Here is a 15,802-nt window from a genome sequence, read left to right as displayed (position 1 = left end):
GAATAAGCTATTAAAAACAAGAAAAATCAAAACAATCATTTACAAAAAACAAACATAGATAGTATGTTATAACGTAAATTAAGGATAACCATTTAAGAGTAAAAAATGAGCGCTTTAACTAACCCCCTCAATCATGCTAATTGCATCGTCAGTACTTATCAGAAGATCAGCCAATTACCGAAACTTGAAATAACACCTGAAGTTATGGAGATGCTGCACCAGTTTTTGGGTTTGTTGTCTAATGAACATGGCAGCGAATTTACTGATGCGGTATTAGCGCAACAACAAATTCAAGCGATTAAACCCCGTGTCCAAACCTTATTTAGTCAAGCTTCGAGCATTTATGAAAGACACTGGGCATATTGCATTTCTAAAAGTATCGACCCAGTTCACACCCTAGAGCATGAATATCCCTATTTTAAGCACTATCAACGAGCCACAGCACTGGAAATTAACGCCGCTCACTCGCTAGCTACTGAACAAATCAACCGGGTATTAATGGTTGGCTCCGGCGCACTCCCTCTAACAAGCTTAGCTCTGCATAACGCCGAACTAGCCGTTGATAACCTAGATATTCATCAACAAGATCTATTACTTGGAAAGGAAGTTTGTGACGCACTCGCGCCGGCTCATCGTATGAACTTTATTCATAACGATATCTGTAAACAAGACGATCTCGCGTGCTATGACGTAATTTGGCTCGCCGCTTTAGTTGGCGATGAAAAAATTAAACGAAATATATTGCACCATCTTTTCGATAGTATGGCTGCGGGTAGCCTGTTGGTCATTCGCACAGCCTATAATTTACGTACCTTACTCTATCCAAGCGTAACCGAAAGCGACCTTGCTGGTTTTCAAGTTAAGCTAAAAATTCAGACATTTGCAGATAACTTCCACTCGATTTTAATTGCTCAAAAGCCATACGCGGAGTCCTAACGCTTATGTTTACTTACTATTTCAAACTGAGCTCGGAATATCGTTGGATGCTTGTCGCTGCATTCTTCTTTAATCTGGGGTTTTATATGTTGATCCCCTTTTTGGCAGGCTACTTAAAACAAGATTTACTGCTCAGTGCAACTTTAGTTGGAGTCGTATTAGGAGTGCGCTCTTTTTGTCAGCAAGGACTATTTCTCATCGGTGGGTTACTCGCCGATCTGTTTGGCACCAAGACACTCATCATGATGGGCTGTGTGCTCCGCGCAATTGGGTTTGTGCTGTTTTTATTCGCGGATATCATACCTCTGCTATTTTTTGCGGCCTTTCTTACAGGATTTGCTGGAGCACTTTTTACCCCAGCAGCACAAGCGTATTTTGCCAAACAGGAGATCTTAAGCCGTGCACAAATGTTCTCTCTGGTGGCTGTAGCGAGAAACGGCGGAGAGCTACTAGGTCCAGTGTGTGGATTGATGTTGCTCAACGTCAACTTCGCAGCGCTATGTTTAGTCTCCGCCATCCCCTTTGTGATCTTTGCGATTATATTTGCTTTCTTATTGCCAGCCTCTCAACAACGCAAAACTCAACCAGACGCTCAAGCAAAAATGTCTCCTTCTAAAAGTATTATCAGTACCGTGTTTTCAAACCGTGAATTTTTACTTTTCTGCGCTGTAATGACTGGCTACTTCATGTTAATTAATCAGATTTCGTTTGCCATTCCGATACATATTACAAGCCAAGATGGTGAGCCAAAGGATGTCGCTTGGGTGCTCACATTGTGCGCCTTAGTCTCTATTTGTTTGCAGTTTTTTATAACGAGACTTTGCGAACGCTGGCTACATCCAAATCAATGGATCAGCATAGGAATTGCGTTGATGGGACTGGCATTTGTGACGCTAATTCCCGATTGGCCTTACAACCACGGCGTACTTTATTATCTTCCATTAAGTATGTTAGCCATTGTTTTTACCCTCGGCACTATGATCAGCTTTCCATTTATCATGAGTCAAATCTCTGAACTTGCGAATAATCACGCGGTAGCAACGCATTTCGGATTCTTCTATCTTTTTGCAGGTATTGGATTGGTCGTAGGTAGCAGTGCAATTGGAGCAGCCTTTGATTATTCCAATCAAGATAATCACTTAGCATGGTACAGCCTAACCACCATTGGGCTTTTCACCGCAGTCATAAATTCAATATTACTCCCATCGAATCGGTCTGCAGAGGAGCAACACTCTGCCAATCCATTAATTTCTAGTGTAAGGAAAAACTCATGATCCAACTTACTCAGCAACAGCAACGCGCTTATATGTCGGACTATTTGGAAAACGGTTGGCGTAAAGAAAAAATGTCATTTAGTTCTGTGGTCGTCGCACCTGGCTATATTGAAGGTAAAGTCGACGTTGAGCAATTTCAAATGCCTGGCGATGGTCGCTTTCACTTCAGTGCCCAAAGCGCCATGATCTGGATATCTCAGATAGGCATAATCTACGGTTGTTGGGATAACCAATTGAGCGAAAAAGTCGGTGAGGTCTATTTAAGAGATTTAGATATCAAATTCAAAAAAACGATCAACTCCACGCGTGCAGTTCGATTTGAAGCTTTTTTTCCTAACCACTGTAAAAAACGACTTTCAAACGACCTTGTTTACTATAAAAACGCGCAAATCTGTGTTGATGGTGGTGCATTTACGGGTTCCGCGAGCTTTTTAGTGCCAACAAACTAAAGATGTTTCTATTTATTGAACAATTGATATGTTATAACTAATCAAATTTTAAATCGAATACTGTGCAGGTGTAGTACTTCGAGAATTACGTAGATTTACACTAAGCACAGTATCTTTGAAGGATTATTTCATGCTTGAAGCCATTAATTTAGATAAATCTTTTGCAGATAAAAAAGTGCTCAACGATCTGAGCTTTGTTGTGCAATCAGGGGAAATCATGTGTTTACTTGGCGCTAACGGAGCCGGAAAAAGCACTACACTCAATGTCTTCTTAAATTTCTTACAACCAGACAGCGGCAAAGCATTGATTGACGGACTTGACGTCCATCGTGATGCAAATACCAAAGATAAATTGGTGTATTTGCCTGAGCAGGTCAATTTGTATCAAGAGTTTAACGCCATTGATAACTTAAAATACTTAGCAAGCCTATCCGGGCTGTCGGTTACCACTGAGCAGATCCACGCAGCATTAGATGAAACTGGACTTGAACAAAACGCTAGACAGCAATCGTTAAAAAGTTACTCAAAGGGCATGCGCCAGAAAGTAGGGATCGCGTTCGCAATTATTCGTGAAGCAAAAGTCTTACTTTTAGATGAGCCAACATCTGGCTTAGATCCAAGTGCGACTCTAGAGTTTATTCGCATTATTCAGCAATTAGCCGACAAAGGCGCGGCGATTTTAATGGTCACGCACGACTTTTACTGCGCGCATACCTTAGCAGACAAAATCGGCATTATGGACAAAGGCACGCTACTGACACTGATAGAAAACAAAAACTTGCCACTCGCTTCATTAGAGCAGAAATATCATGAGCTGATCTCAGGTAAGACCCCAATAAAAAAAGTCAGCTGATACAACTTTCTTATCGCTCAGGTTCACAGCGTCAATACAGGAAATATATTTGCATGATCAATAGCAAAACGATAAAAATATTCCGCCATGAGTTAGCCAGTAAACGCAAAAGCCCAGTCTTGTGGCTGCTTTTCATCATGATACAACTGTTGCTCGCCATTGCATTATTTACGGGTTACCAGCAATATCAACACAGCACTCAGACTCAACAAAATGCCCAAGCCTTGGTAGAGCAACAATGGCAAGCGCAACCCGATAGGCACCCACACCGCGTCGCCCACTTTGGGCATTTCGCCTTTCGCCCCCCAAGTGCACTGAGCTTTTTTGACCTTGGTATTAATACTTGGGTTGGCGATAGTATTTTCTTGGAGGCACATAAGCAAAACAGTGCTAACTTTACGGATGACTTAGATGGCGGCACACTGCTGCGTTTCTCAGAATTAAGCACGGCCAATATCTTGCTAACAATCTGGCCATTGCTAATTGTTGCGCTTGGATTTGCCAGTATCAGTGGCGAGAAAAACAGTGGTACGTTAAGACAACTGATGTCGATGGGCGTCTCATTTCGCGATTTAATCATCGGAAAATCTCTCAGCTATCTACTATTGTCAGTTATTTTCATCATCCCCGCTTTTGCTTTTGCCCTTGTACTAGCGTTAAGCTCGGGAGCAGATCTCACCACAGAAAGCCCTTTAAGATTAGCTTTGTTGTTTGGTATTTATTTACTGTATTGCTTATTTTGGACTGGTTTAACACTTTTTGTGTCGTCTGTGGTAAAAGCGCCAAAACAGTCGCTCGTATTACTGACTTCTATTTGGTTTATTTTAACGATTTTAATGCCTCGTGTTTTAGCTGAGTTTGCTCACAACCAGCACCCACATCAAAAACGCAATGACTTTGAGCTCGCAGTTAAACTAGATAACCGCAAAGTAGGCAACAGTCATAATCCAAATGATCCGTATTTTAATCAGTTCAGGGAGCAAACCTTAAAGCAATACGGCGTTGACAAGGTTGAAGACTTACCTATCAACTATCGTGGACTGGTGATGCAAGAGGGTGAACGCTTAAACGCCCAAATTTACCGCAAACACTACGACCAACAAATAGCCCAATTTGATGCACAACAAGCCTTCATTAGTAAATTTTATTGGTTAAATCCGTATTTATTTGTGCGCGACTTTTCTATGGCATTAACGCGAACCGATACCAAACACTTTTTAGATTTTGAACAACAAGCCGAAGCACACCGCTATGCGCGTATTCAAAAATTAAACGAGCTGCATACCCATCAGGTTAATCACCATAACGACCGAGCACAACGGATCGACAAGTCATATTGGCAGGAGTTTGAGCCATTTAGCTACAGCGCTCCCAACTTACAATGGTCGCTTCGTGATTTCAGCTGGACATGGCTGCTGCCAACCTTCGCCGTGCTGATTATTTTTCTTAGTTTAAATTCACCCCTCATGCAAAGGAGAGTTTATGCTTCAGTTTAAGCTTGAATGCAAACGGTTGTTCTCTGGCACAGTCAACAAGCTGGTACTTGCCTTGTTTCTTATCTCAGGCTTGGTTGCTATTTATCAAGGAGCACAAGGCTATAAATCACAGCGTGTCGATCAATATAAATCTACGGTGGTTTTTCAAAAGGAGCGTGAATATGTTGCCAACCGCGAGACCTTACCTGAGCCTGGCTCTATCGCCTACTATGCCAGCGCCCCCACTCAGTGGCAGCTTAGCCCGTGGGCCGCGTTATTTGTTGGCGAAAGCCAACATTCAATGGTTGCTACAAAAATCAAGGCATTGGCGCTACAGGGTCAAATTTTTAACCGCGAAATCGTCAATCCGTCGCAACAACGCACCGGTGGACTAGATTTAGGTTTCGTACTTGTCTATTTACTGCCAATCGTGATTGGAATTGTCACCGTGACACTCATCTCAGATGAGCAACATGCAGGAAGGTGGCGGTTATTAAGTGCGCTACCAATTCGCGCCTACTTTCAAGTTTATAAACAACTCGGGCTGCGCTTTGCGGTGATCTGGTTGTTGACCGCAGTGTTACTCATCAGTGCTGCAGCGCTACTATCTTTACCATTTGATGGAACGTTTTGGTTGGTGTGTGCCGCAATCACACTTTATATGCTATTTTGGTTTTCTCTTGCAGGTTTGATCATGAGTTTGGGGAAAAGTAGCGTAGTAAATAGTTTAGCGTATCTGAGTAGCTGGGTTATTTTTGCAATCCTTATTCCAGGCGCGATCCACCTTTATCTATCAAACAGCTACCAAACGAATACACCTCTTGAAATCAGCCTCAAGCAGCGCTTAATAATGAATGATGGATGGGATCAAAATCAACAAGCTGCGCTTGATGAGTTCTTAAGCCATGAACCACAATGGCAAAGCACCTCACCACTTGGTGATACATTCGATTGGAAATGGTATTTCGCTCAGCAACATTTAAGTGACATAGCAGTTGATGAGCAATGGCAAGGTTATTTGCAAAACAGAGCGCTCAGACATCAACAGCTACAGAAACTCAGCTGGCTTTCTCCAGCCTTAATGCTGCAATTTGGGCTTAACCAATTAGCTCACACCAGCTCTTATCATCAAACAGAATATTTTAAAGAAATAGCACACTACCACCAGCAGATCCGCCATTTCTTTTATGATTTCATGTTTTTTGATAAAGCGGTAACGAAAGAGGATATTCTCAACTTTCCACTTTACAAAAATCAGCCACAAACGCCAAGCCAAAGCTTTTCGTCACTCCTTTTTGCTACGCTCTTGGTGTTTGGACTAGCCATCTTCGCAGCGCGAAGACTCACTAAATTGAAGCCGATTTAAATAACCTGAGCAGTGGATTACTAATCCTTTGCTAGCAACTGGAAATATTAATATACCGAGGCGTCACAAATTGAATGATACTTCGTTTTGTGACGCTTTTTTGTACTTAGACAAACGCTTTAAATGCATCATCCAGCGGAGTATGCGCGATATGATTCACGTAATTACTCATCACTTTTTGACTTAGCGCTAAGATAATTTCCAGCAGATTTTGTTTAGTATAACCTGCGGCAAAAAACGCTTTAGTTTGTGCATCACTCAATTTGCCACGTTCACGTAACATTTCAAGTGTTGTAGCACGCAGTACTTCTAGCTTTTCATCGCCCAGTGGTGCTTGCTCACGCAGCGCTTTGACCAATTCATCACTCACTTTCATTGACTTAGCGATAGCGGAGTGAGCAGGCACACAATAGTGACATTCATGTTCTACATTAATCGCTTGCCATACCACAGTTTTTTCATCGTTATTAAACGAGCTATTTAAAAATGCTTCGTGTAACACTTGATAACCATGTAGATGCTCAGGCGACTCAGCCATCACGCCATGAAGGTTTGGAATACGGCCAAACGCTTGCTGGGACTTCTCGAGTAATGGTTTACCTTTTTGCGGTGCAGATTCTACGGTATGGATTGTAAAGTCAGTCATCAGTTGCTCCTTTTGGTGCATTTTGTATTGGTATAACCTGAGATCTAACTAACCTCAGGTTAACTACTCATTGAGTACTAGACTAACCTTACTTGAATGATCATTCAAATAACTATTCGCTATAGTAAACACAATAACTGTCTAAATTAGTATGAAATATAATTCGCTACTGACTGGTCGGGTCAAGCCAGCAGCATTGGGATCAAAAGTAAATTTTGTTCTCAGCGTAGTCGATAACTAGCTTGTCATCGTTAAAGTTACTTAAACCAAGTAGGATAAATGGCTCATCTTTGTATCCAAGCACCTCAAATACTGGCATATCTGACAAGTGGCTTTCAGTATTGATGATTTCCTTACCACCTAAGCTAAAGCGCAGTGATTCTATGGCGACCTTTTTGTTTTCTATATTATTTAGACCTCGGCCGATATCTTCTTTACCAAGCGTCAAAGATAGCTTATTTGCCAAGTGTGAGTTGATGTAATTAGTTGGCGCGCCGGTATCTAGTAACGCATCCACCCGTTCACCATTAAAACTTGCAGTGAGTTTGATAAAGTCGTCGTCTATTGTAAAGCGTGCACTTTCTAGACCTTGTGTCACACTACTTGGACAAGCCTCTTGATACAGGCTAAACGCATTATTTTTAAAATCAAACACATTACAATATTGCGACATATATCCATGCCCCAAAATGCCAGGTAAGACGCCTTCGACCTCTAAGCGGTTCATATCTTGAAATACATACGGTAGCGATTCAATCGCAAAGTGCCCGACACTCGTGTGCTCTATCTTTGTCAATTCCAGCTCTGAATTACCATTGGCTCCTTGCACTTTCATTGTGCTGATTTTATCTTCTGGCAAAGCAAGTGCGGCTTTTAAATGAGAGGGTAAAACCCCCAAGTTCGCAGCACTGTCTAAAATCATAGGATGCGTGATCTGATGATTAAGCGCTGTCATTACATAGGCATGACCTTTCTCGGTATACTTCATCGGTAAGGTTAGTGACTCAGGTTTGGTAGACGCGGTGATGCCACAGCCAACGGTAGTACATGCTAATACTGATAAAATAATTGCTCTCATAATCTTGCTCTCACACTGTTGATGTTTTTGTTGAGCTAACTATGCCGAGCAATTGTCAAGCAATTATCAAGTTAGTCGAGAAAACCTCAGCGTGAAGCTCGCTCCTTGATTTTCAGTGCTATTGGCAGTCAAGGTCGCCCCCATCAACTCAGCAAGTTGACGACAAATTGGTAAGCCGAGCCCTAAACTAGATGTGTCATGGCGTGACGCCTGCACTCGATAAAAGCGTTCAAATATTTGTGTTAATTGAGTAGGAGACATACCCTGACCGCGATCAGTCACCGTGATAACCAGTTCATTGTCTTGATAATGTAGGTGTAGCATTACAATGCCGCCATCAGCGCCGTATTTAAACGCATTATCGAGTAGATTCACCACTATCTGCCTAACTCTTCCTGCATCGAGCGTCACGATTACGCCCGCTTGAATATCTGCTGTCAACGCCACACCTTGCTCCTGTGCCTGCGCTTGATAACGCACCAAAAGCGCACTCATCAACTCAGAAACATTCACCTGTGCAGGTGACAAAGTCAGTTGCTTTGACTCGGTTAACGATAACAAGCACAAGTCATCGATGATACGGTTGACGTTGTGAAGGTCTTGGGCGATCACCGCCAGCTGAGCCTTGTCCATCGGCAAGATGCCGTCTTCCATCGCTTCTAAGCGTGAGCGAATACCGTTAAGTGGGGTCCTAAGCTCATGAGATAAGTCGGAGTTCATTTGCTTATATTGCTGGTGTAACCCTTGTAACCAAGCCGCAAGATTATTGAAGCTGCTAATGATTTCACCCACTTCATCATGGCGCTTAAGCGCTAAGCGGGTATCTAACTCGCCCGACTCTATCGCCTTAAAGCTACGTTTAAGCTGTTTAAGTGGCGACAAAAAGTACCACGAGCCCAGCCATGCAAGTAACGCAGCAATAATTGATAAAATGACCAAAGTAAGCATAAAATCGTCCAGCATAGCTTGCTGTAGCGCTTCTTTTTCAAACGACCTATTTAGCAGTACCTTGGGGAGCCAAAATAATTCTTCATTCTGCGCCAGTTCATGTTGCACTTCATTAAATTGCACCACAAAAGCTGCAACACCAGAATGATGGATAGAAAATTGATGACCGGATTTGACCTGCTCGTAATCTATAGTGAGATCGGGGTTGAGGATCTTTATATCCGCTGTTGAGTTAGCATCTCGCCAAATAAACAGTTGCTCGGGAAATGTCGATGCTAAAAACGTCAACGTCGCTTCTGGGTTTACAAAGGTTTTGTCAGCCAATGCAGCTTCCACTAAGTCATCATCAAGCAACGTATGCCCTAATATCACTGCACTTTGCTTATTGAACGCTAAAAAGGTGCGCTCGGCTGAGTTTTTAGATAGTTGATAGAAGCTCCCGAGTAGCGCAAAGGTACAAAGCGCCACAAGTAAGGTAAACTTGGTTTTTAGCTTCATGAAGACACCTTACGCGCGATAAATTGATAGCCTTGCCCGTAACGAGTGGCGATAAACTTGGGCTCAGCCTTACTGTCACCTAGTTTTTTACGAAGGTTTGCTAAGTGAGTATCGACTGCCCGATCCGTAATAGGTGCATCACTTCCCCATACTTGTTCGATTAATTGCGCCCGGCTAAATACTTGTTGCGGCTGCTTGGCCATGGTGAGTAGTAACTCAAACTCTACCGCCGTCAACGCAGGAGTCTGCTTTGCCACAGTGACGGATTTGCTCTCTAAGTTAATGCTCAAGCCATCAAATAGCAAAGCGGCACTTTGCTGTCCTCGGTAGCTGCGCTTACATAGCGCTTTTGCTCGGGAGATGACCTCTCTCGGGCTATAAGGCTTACACACATAGTCGTCCGCACCAAACTCAAACCCCTCAAGGCGGTCGGTTTCAGACACTTTGGCGGTCACCATAATGGTAGGAATGTTGCGCATAACGGCTTCTTTAAGTAGCTCACGGCCATCGCCTCCTGGGAGCATAACATCCAAAATTGCAAGCTCAAATGTGAGGTTTTGTAAGGCTCGATGAGCATCAGGGGCGTTATCGAAATGGACAACCTGCATATTCGCTTGTGCCAGATATAAACTTAAAATCTCGGCACTGCTAGAGTCATCTTCTACATATAAAACAGTATATTGGTCAGACATAGGAAAGTACTTTTTGTACTGATTGTAATTATTAGATGTACAATTGTGAAGCACAAAAGTCGCGATGGCTGGAACCTATCGCGACCAAAAGACGATGAGAGCAACTATGGAATCTAACTAATTTGCGCGCTGATCAAAGCTCTGATCTCACTCAAGGTGGTTTCTTTTAATAGCTGTCCATCTTCAAACACCACTTCTAACAAACCCTGCTTTTCTTCTTCCTCGGTCACATTGTCCTTGCAGATCAACTCACCATTTACGCGTTCTACTTTGAGCAGTCCCTTTGCTGAGCGCTTTTTGCTGTCGGTTTTTGGCTCTTTAAAAATTGCCACACGCTGGTTATTTTTAACCACACTAGTTGCTTTTACCGCAGAGCCATGGGTATCGCGAGTGACATATTGGTAGCTATATGAGCCAATGCCGAGCACCACTTTGGACGCAAATCCTTTATCCATCAGTCGCTGTAGAATTTGACGCTGACGTTCAAGGGTAATTGCATCGCCATATATTGCGCCAATATGCTCGTCTAGCAATTTAAAGCCCTTATCGGTCACAGTGCCACCAAAGGTATCCCAGAGACATTCTATCAGTCCTTTTACTTCACACTCCTGCAGCTGCCTTGAGTGAGGCTCAACTGCATAGTAATTTCCCTGCCAACGATACGCTTCAAAGCCATCTGTCATTGCCATTTCTTGCGCTTGCTGCTGAGAGTCAACCAACTCGCTATATTCTGATACTGGTGAGACACAATACCCAGTCAGGATTTTCACTGGATCTCCGGAGTCTGGACGGATCACCACAGTGCCATCACGCGCCATGATCTCTGCTTTTAATTCTGGTAAATACTCGGTGACTAGCTTCCAAAAATCCCAAGTATCAGAGACCACACTGAGGATCCCGGTCGGTGACTGCTCACGCATCAAATATTGGAAAAACTCGATTTCACCTTCTTGGATCCAAGAACAGGTTACAGAGTGCTCGGTTGCGTCTACTGAGCAGCCGACCAGCTCTTTGTCGACATCTGCGCCATAGTACTTTTCAGCAAATAGTACCGCAGGAATAGTATCCGTCCCCACAAGGCCAGACGCAAGGTGACCAAAACCACTCATCGCCGCAGCGTGCTTACCAAACATGCCGCGAAAACTAAAATCATGGCCCTGAAACGGCACGATCTCCTGAGGTAAACCGGTTTTTTGAGCAAATTCTCGGAACACTTTTAAATATGCAACTGAGGTGGTAGCGCTCGTTTGGATTGGCCAGTTTTCGCAGCTTAAGACAGTCTCAATCATATTGGTTAGCCATTCAAATCCAGGCTTGGTATTGACCACAGTGATGGGCGGCACCTGATACGGTACTAAAGTCCCTTCTGGCAGCGCTTTAATCCTCAGCGGTAAATAGCCTAAGTCGTGTAGCGCCTCGAGATAACCTACATCCACCGGGTAGCCCAACATTGCTGTCATGATCCGTCTATGATTTGCCACAGCGGTGTGCTTGTCTGCGGCGAAAAAGTCTTGCCACTCTTCTTGTAAGTAACTTTTGATAAAATACTGCAGCCCCACAAAAGCCACTTTATCGTTATTTGCAACATTACTTAATTTACCGCTGCGCGAGGTAAAGTTTGCATAAACCTCTGTCACTTCAGGATGATAGGCGCGGCTGTGAAATTCTTTATACACGTCTTTTTGCATACTTGCTGCGGTAATTGTCATGACAATATTCCTTATAATTCAATCATGTTAAATTGCACATCGTGGTGTTCAACCAAGTCGCCTTTATCACGGCACGAATTAGTCGTATAAACGGTATCGATCAGTCCACTAAAAACGCCTAATCCTTGAGAGAAAATACCGTGTGTTACGTAAAGCGCAATTGAGTTAGCGCCTTGTGCTTTTAGTACCTTAGCAAGTTCGGTGAAGGTTCTACCACCATCGCAAATATCATCAACGATCAGTAAATCTTTACCCTTTACCTCACCAAGTACCTGCGTTTGTACAATTTCACCCGTTTTAAGATTTCGTACTTTTTGTGCTTGGATAACCTCAACCTCACCACCAAAATGCTGCGCAATTTTCAGTGTTTTTTTACTCGCTCCAGCATCTGGTGAAACTAAACTGAGTGCACCGCACTGCAACTGTCGCTGTAAAGCCGGACACTGAGATATCAATGTCGTTTGCTCAACATTTTCCACTCGCTCAAGGAGTGCAGGTACAACGTCGCTATGTGCATCCCACACGGTGACTTTGTCTAGCGCCAGTTGATTGATAAGTGACGCCATCACTTTTGCACCTAGCGCTTCGCCCGTCACGCATACTCTGTCTTGGCGCGCATAGGGGAAATAGGGTAACACTAATTCTATTGGCGTCCGCGCCAAACAAAGTCGCTTCAATGCATCCACCGCCATCAGTAAACGCATGATATGAGAAGAATTGGTCACTCTGGCTGTGATTTGCACTTTTTCGCAATCACGGAAATCAAATGCTTTGAAACGAATATGCTCTTCCCCGCCTGAGAAGGTAAATGCTTCATATTGAACATCTTTTTTGTTTCCAGAGAATTCATAACTCGTGACTTTCATAACCTTTCCTTAATAATGTCCCTAAGACACAAATAAGGTATCAAACATTTTTTGATCAATCAACATCTTTATGTCTAAAGGACATTTAGTGTTTATTTTTAACATAGGGATATTCAGTATATTTGCCATACTGACTACAATTGTTTATTGTGTCTAAAAGACACAAACTAAAAATCTCATGAGCCCTGATTACGATTTAACCCAATACCAAAACCCACTGTTCACGGTGGACAGCGTGTTATTTACAATTTTGCAGGACAGCTTAAAAGTGCTGCTGGTAAAACGCGCTAACGCTCCCTTTAAAGGCCGCTGGGGATTACCTGGGGGGTTTGTTGATGTTGAGCTGGATGACAACACGGATATGAGCGCGTTGCGTAAGATCAAAGAGAAAACCAGTGTTGCCCCACAATACCTAGAGCAACTTCAGGCTTTTTCTGGGATCAACCGTGATCCGCGAGGCTTTAGTGTCACCTTGGTTTATTACGCCTTGATTTCACCTCAGCAAGTGGCAACGCAAATTGACTCAGTAGATGATGTGAGATGGGTAGATCTTAGCGAGATCCCAGATCTCGCCGTGGCTTTTGATCATAAACACATTATTGAAAAGGCCAAGGCACGGCTGCAGCAAAAGGCGTTATATTCCATGATCCCGGTTTATTGTTTGCCTGATCAATTTACCATTGGACAACTCAAAACCGCCATCGAGGCCATTATCGCCAAACCCATTCAGCGCAAGAGCTTAGTAAGACGTATCGAAGCCTCAAACATGTTTGAAGCACTAGATGAAAAGGTCAAGTCAGGCGGACGTTTAGCGCAGCTCTATAAGCTAAAGCCTGATGTCGATATCGTGCATTTTGAGCGCAATCTGAGCTTAGGATAAGATGCGATTGTACGGTGTTCATTATAGAGTTATCACTGCCCCTTGCAGATAATCAAGCTCCTGACACCGCATTTGCAGTAACTCAATAAAATCTCTGGTGTAAGTCGGTGGAGTTCGTTGATTTGGCCAAAGTGCGTAGATGCTGCGAATAAATTGGCAGTCACCGATATAGCTAAATGTGGTTTGAGATTGCGCTGCCAACGCTGCAATTTCTGTCATCGGCAAGACGCCAGCACCGTTAGCCGAGCCTACCAATTTACGCACTAAGGTAATATCACCCACATAAGAGACGTGACTAAACTGCGCCAGCAGTGCTCGCCACTCATCGGTTGCAGGCAGTTGCGATGCTTTAAAGGGCAAAAATAGGGTTTGTGTAGTCGCAATTTCCGTGGCAACCACCACTCTTACCGCGATTTTCCCCAGCTGTTTTTGATAGACGCTAGAATCCTCCAGCTCGCCAACACGGATCGCTAAATCAAAGCGTTTTTGGCTTAACAAGGCCACACTGTTGGCAGGTTCAACATGTAATTGAATATCAGGATGTTGCGACTGAAACGATTGCAGTGCATCGTATAATGGATCAATTATTAGGTTTTGCGGGCATAGCAGGTGGAACGTCTTAGCTTCTAGTGTCGAAAGCGTTTCACTTTTTGTATGCAGCGCAAGCAGTGGATCAGCCATCTCATCGACTACAGCTTGACCATGATTCGTTAATGTAAGTCCTCTGGCGCTACGCAGTAATAGCGGATAACCAAGCTTGTCTTCTAGCGCTAACATCCGTTTAGATAGCGTCGGCGCGCCTATGCCAAGGTCTTCTGCCGCCTTGGCAAAGCTTCCTCGGCGGCTTACCTCAACAAAGAGTCTTAAGTCATCTAGCATAGTTATCTCCGCAATCTTAGCTTTCCATTTTTGCCATTCTGATCGGCTGGCAACTCCCTACAATCATACCAACAGCCAAAGGAGGAAACATGCAAAAACTCATTTTTACATTACTGCTGTCATTGTGCCTATCGTTTATGGTGTCTGGATGGGTCACGTACATCAATTTGGGATTAATGGCGGACTTTACCACGCGATGGGCACATGCCTTTGCTAATGCTTGGCCAGCTTCTTTTACCGCCGCCTATGTTTTATCAGCCCCAGTTACCGCCATTACTAAACGCATTATGGAGAAATACCATGGCCAACAACCACTATAACGTCAACTTTATCGCCCATATCACACCTAAAACCGAGCACTATCAAGATTGTATTAACGCAATCCAAGAGATCTTGCCAGCCACTCGAGCAGAAGTAGGATGTTTACGCTTTGAACTTTATGAAAATGAAAACCGCACCCAGCTTACCTTAGTTGAGCGCTTCGTCGATCAAGCCGCGTTCGATTTTCATCATCAGCAAGCTTACACCAAACAGGTATTTACACTGTATCAAGGATGGTTGGCAAAAGCGGTGGATATTATCGCCATCAAACCGCTTTAATTTGCACTTTTAAGAAGTCAAGCGCTTCTTCATAAGCAATGATAGAAGCGTTTTACAGCGCTACGTTAGCGAGGCATTTTGCTGCAAAGTGGAGTCATTGAAAAAGCCGTTGTGTTATCGAACAAATTCGGATGTAATTGCTGAACAAATGTACACCACCACAGTCAGTAAGGAACGTAAATGGCTACTGGAAGTCAGGGAATAAAATCACACTTTTTGCACACATCTACAATTTCCTTGTTAGCCGTGACCCTGTGGCTTTGTAACACACTCAGCACCAACCTAAACTACGGCTACCTGATGATATTTTTTGCAACTTTCCCTATTGCCTACTTCCTAAAATTAGACCATTTTCTAGCCACCTTTTTATCATGGTTATTGATTCTCTTAGCGGATAAATTCCTCAGTATCCATGTGCTGCTGCCACAAAAAGCCTATGATGGATTAATATTTATAGTCTTAAACGCATTAATATTGAGCGCACCTGTGCTCATTCTAAAAGTATCTATGTGTGTATTTCCGCGCCTCCGCCCTATATTCCACAAACAAAACCCTAAAAACCACCACACAAAATAATTGTATTTGGCGTATCGAGAGTGAAGTATAGCTATGTCTGACAGTGGGTCTACCGTCATTTCTTTAAGGTATATAAG

Annotated in this window: 17 protein-coding genes; 10 read left to right on the top strand and 7 right to left on the bottom strand. The window is 43.4% G+C overall.

The annotated features are described in order from the left end of the window. The first annotated feature begins 105 nt into the window (after positions 1-105). The 6 genes from L1D50_RS14165 (at position 106) to L1D50_RS14140 (ending at position 6,353) form a co-directional block, all read left to right on the top strand. The gene (locus L1D50_RS14165) at positions 106-936 is read left to right on the top strand and encodes a nicotianamine synthase family protein (RefSeq protein ID WP_128727282.1); all 831 of its coding nucleotides are present in this window, start codon (positions 106-108) and stop codon (positions 934-936) included. 5 nt (positions 937-941) lie between these two features. Next, positions 942-2,210: an MFS transporter gene (locus tag L1D50_RS14160; RefSeq protein ID WP_239966257.1), complete on the top strand. Its 1,269-nt coding sequence runs from the start codon at positions 942-944 to the stop codon at positions 2,208-2,210. Then, on the top strand, positions 2,207-2,659 hold the full coding sequence (locus tag L1D50_RS14155; RefSeq protein WP_128727281.1) for a hypothetical protein: 453 nt from the start codon (positions 2,207-2,209) through the stop codon (positions 2,657-2,659). The genes L1D50_RS14160 and L1D50_RS14155 overlap by 4 nt, the downstream gene beginning before the upstream one ends. A 130-nt stretch (positions 2,660-2,789) precedes the next feature. Further along, entirely contained in the window at positions 2,790-3,512 is a 723-nt protein-coding gene (locus L1D50_RS14150; RefSeq protein WP_128727280.1) for an ABC transporter ATP-binding protein, read from the top strand. 53 nt (positions 3,513-3,565) lie between these two features. Then, positions 3,566-5,008, top strand: coding sequence for a DUF3526 domain-containing protein (locus tag L1D50_RS14145; protein ID WP_128727279.1), 1,443 nt, complete (start codon positions 3,566-3,568; stop codon positions 5,006-5,008). Further along, positions 4,995-6,353 (top strand): DUF3526 domain-containing protein, encoded by a 1,359-nt coding sequence (locus L1D50_RS14140; protein ID WP_138522464.1) that lies wholly within the window; start codon positions 4,995-4,997, stop codon positions 6,351-6,353. The genes L1D50_RS14145 and L1D50_RS14140 overlap by 14 nt, the downstream gene beginning before the upstream one ends. A 106-nt stretch (positions 6,354-6,459) precedes the next feature. Here L1D50_RS14140 and L1D50_RS14135 read toward each other — a convergent pair whose 3' ends face one another. The 6 genes from L1D50_RS14135 to prs all read right to left on the bottom strand — a co-directional run bounded on the left by L1D50_RS14135 (position 6,460) and on the right by prs (position 12,790). Beyond that, the gene (locus L1D50_RS14135; RefSeq protein ID WP_138522466.1) at positions 6,460-6,999 is read right to left on the bottom strand and encodes a carboxymuconolactone decarboxylase family protein; all 540 of its coding nucleotides are present in this window, start codon (positions 6,997-6,999) and stop codon (positions 6,460-6,462) included. A 202-nt stretch (positions 7,000-7,201) separates the two neighbouring features. Continuing rightward, on the bottom strand, positions 7,202-8,077 hold the full coding sequence (locus L1D50_RS14130; RefSeq protein ID WP_128727276.1) for a retropepsin-like aspartic protease: 876 nt from the start codon (positions 8,075-8,077) through the stop codon (positions 7,202-7,204). Positions 8,078-8,143: 66 nt separating this feature from the next. Further along, positions 8,144-9,523 carry a HAMP domain-containing sensor histidine kinase gene (locus L1D50_RS14125; RefSeq protein WP_138522468.1) on the bottom strand — a complete coding sequence of 460 codons (1,380 nt, stop codon included), beginning with the start codon at positions 9,521-9,523 and terminating at the stop codon, positions 8,144-8,146. Further along, positions 9,520-10,215, bottom strand: coding sequence for a response regulator transcription factor (locus L1D50_RS14120; RefSeq protein ID WP_239966256.1), 696 nt, complete (start codon positions 10,213-10,215; stop codon positions 9,520-9,522). The genes L1D50_RS14125 and L1D50_RS14120 overlap by 4 nt, the downstream gene beginning before the upstream one ends. Positions 10,216-10,328: 113 nt before the next feature. Then, positions 10,329-11,924: a nicotinate phosphoribosyltransferase gene (locus tag L1D50_RS14115; protein WP_128727273.1), complete on the bottom strand. Its 1,596-nt coding sequence runs from the start codon at positions 11,922-11,924 to the stop codon at positions 10,329-10,331. An 11-nt stretch (positions 11,925-11,935) separates the two neighbouring features. Next, positions 11,936-12,790 (bottom strand): ribose-phosphate diphosphokinase, encoded by an 855-nt coding sequence (gene prs, locus L1D50_RS14110; RefSeq protein ID WP_138522472.1) that lies wholly within the window; start codon positions 12,788-12,790, stop codon positions 11,936-11,938. 178 nt (positions 12,791-12,968) lie between these two features. Between prs and L1D50_RS14105 the strand changes: the two genes are divergently transcribed. After that, on the top strand, positions 12,969-13,670 hold the full coding sequence (locus L1D50_RS14105) for an NUDIX domain-containing protein (RefSeq protein ID WP_010376576.1): 702 nt from the start codon (positions 12,969-12,971) through the stop codon (positions 13,668-13,670). A 21-nt stretch (positions 13,671-13,691) separates the two neighbouring features. Here the strand turns inward: L1D50_RS14105 and L1D50_RS14100 are convergent, their stop codons facing one another. Continuing rightward, entirely contained in the window at positions 13,692-14,549 is an 858-nt protein-coding gene (locus L1D50_RS14100; RefSeq protein WP_239966255.1) for a LysR family transcriptional regulator, read from the bottom strand. 89 nt (positions 14,550-14,638) lie between these two features. On the opposite strand from L1D50_RS14100, the gene L1D50_RS14095 reads away from it, so the two are divergent. The 3 genes from L1D50_RS14095 (at position 14,639) to L1D50_RS14085 (ending at position 15,725) form a co-directional block, all read left to right on the top strand. Continuing rightward, complete coding sequence (locus L1D50_RS14095) at positions 14,639-14,869, top strand: DUF2798 domain-containing protein (RefSeq protein WP_239966254.1); 231 nt, start codon at positions 14,639-14,641, stop codon at positions 14,867-14,869. Further along, the gene (locus tag L1D50_RS14090) at positions 14,850-15,149 is read left to right on the top strand and encodes an antibiotic biosynthesis monooxygenase (protein ID WP_128727269.1); all 300 of its coding nucleotides are present in this window, start codon (positions 14,850-14,852) and stop codon (positions 15,147-15,149) included. Before L1D50_RS14095 ends, L1D50_RS14090 begins: the two co-directional genes overlap by 20 nt. 180 nt (positions 15,150-15,329) lie before the next feature. Beyond that, entirely contained in the window at positions 15,330-15,725 is a 396-nt protein-coding gene (locus L1D50_RS14085) for a hypothetical protein (RefSeq protein WP_239966253.1), read from the top strand. Positions 15,726-15,802 lie beyond the last annotated feature (77 nt).

Source organism: Pseudoalteromonas sp. Isolate6, from assembly GCF_022398435.1.
In the GTDB taxonomy this organism is placed as follows: Bacteria; Pseudomonadota; Gammaproteobacteria; order Enterobacterales; family Alteromonadaceae; genus Pseudoalteromonas; species Pseudoalteromonas galatheae.
The sequence above is the reverse complement of the archived record's forward strand: the minus strand, read 5'-3'. Positions and strand labels throughout refer to the sequence as shown.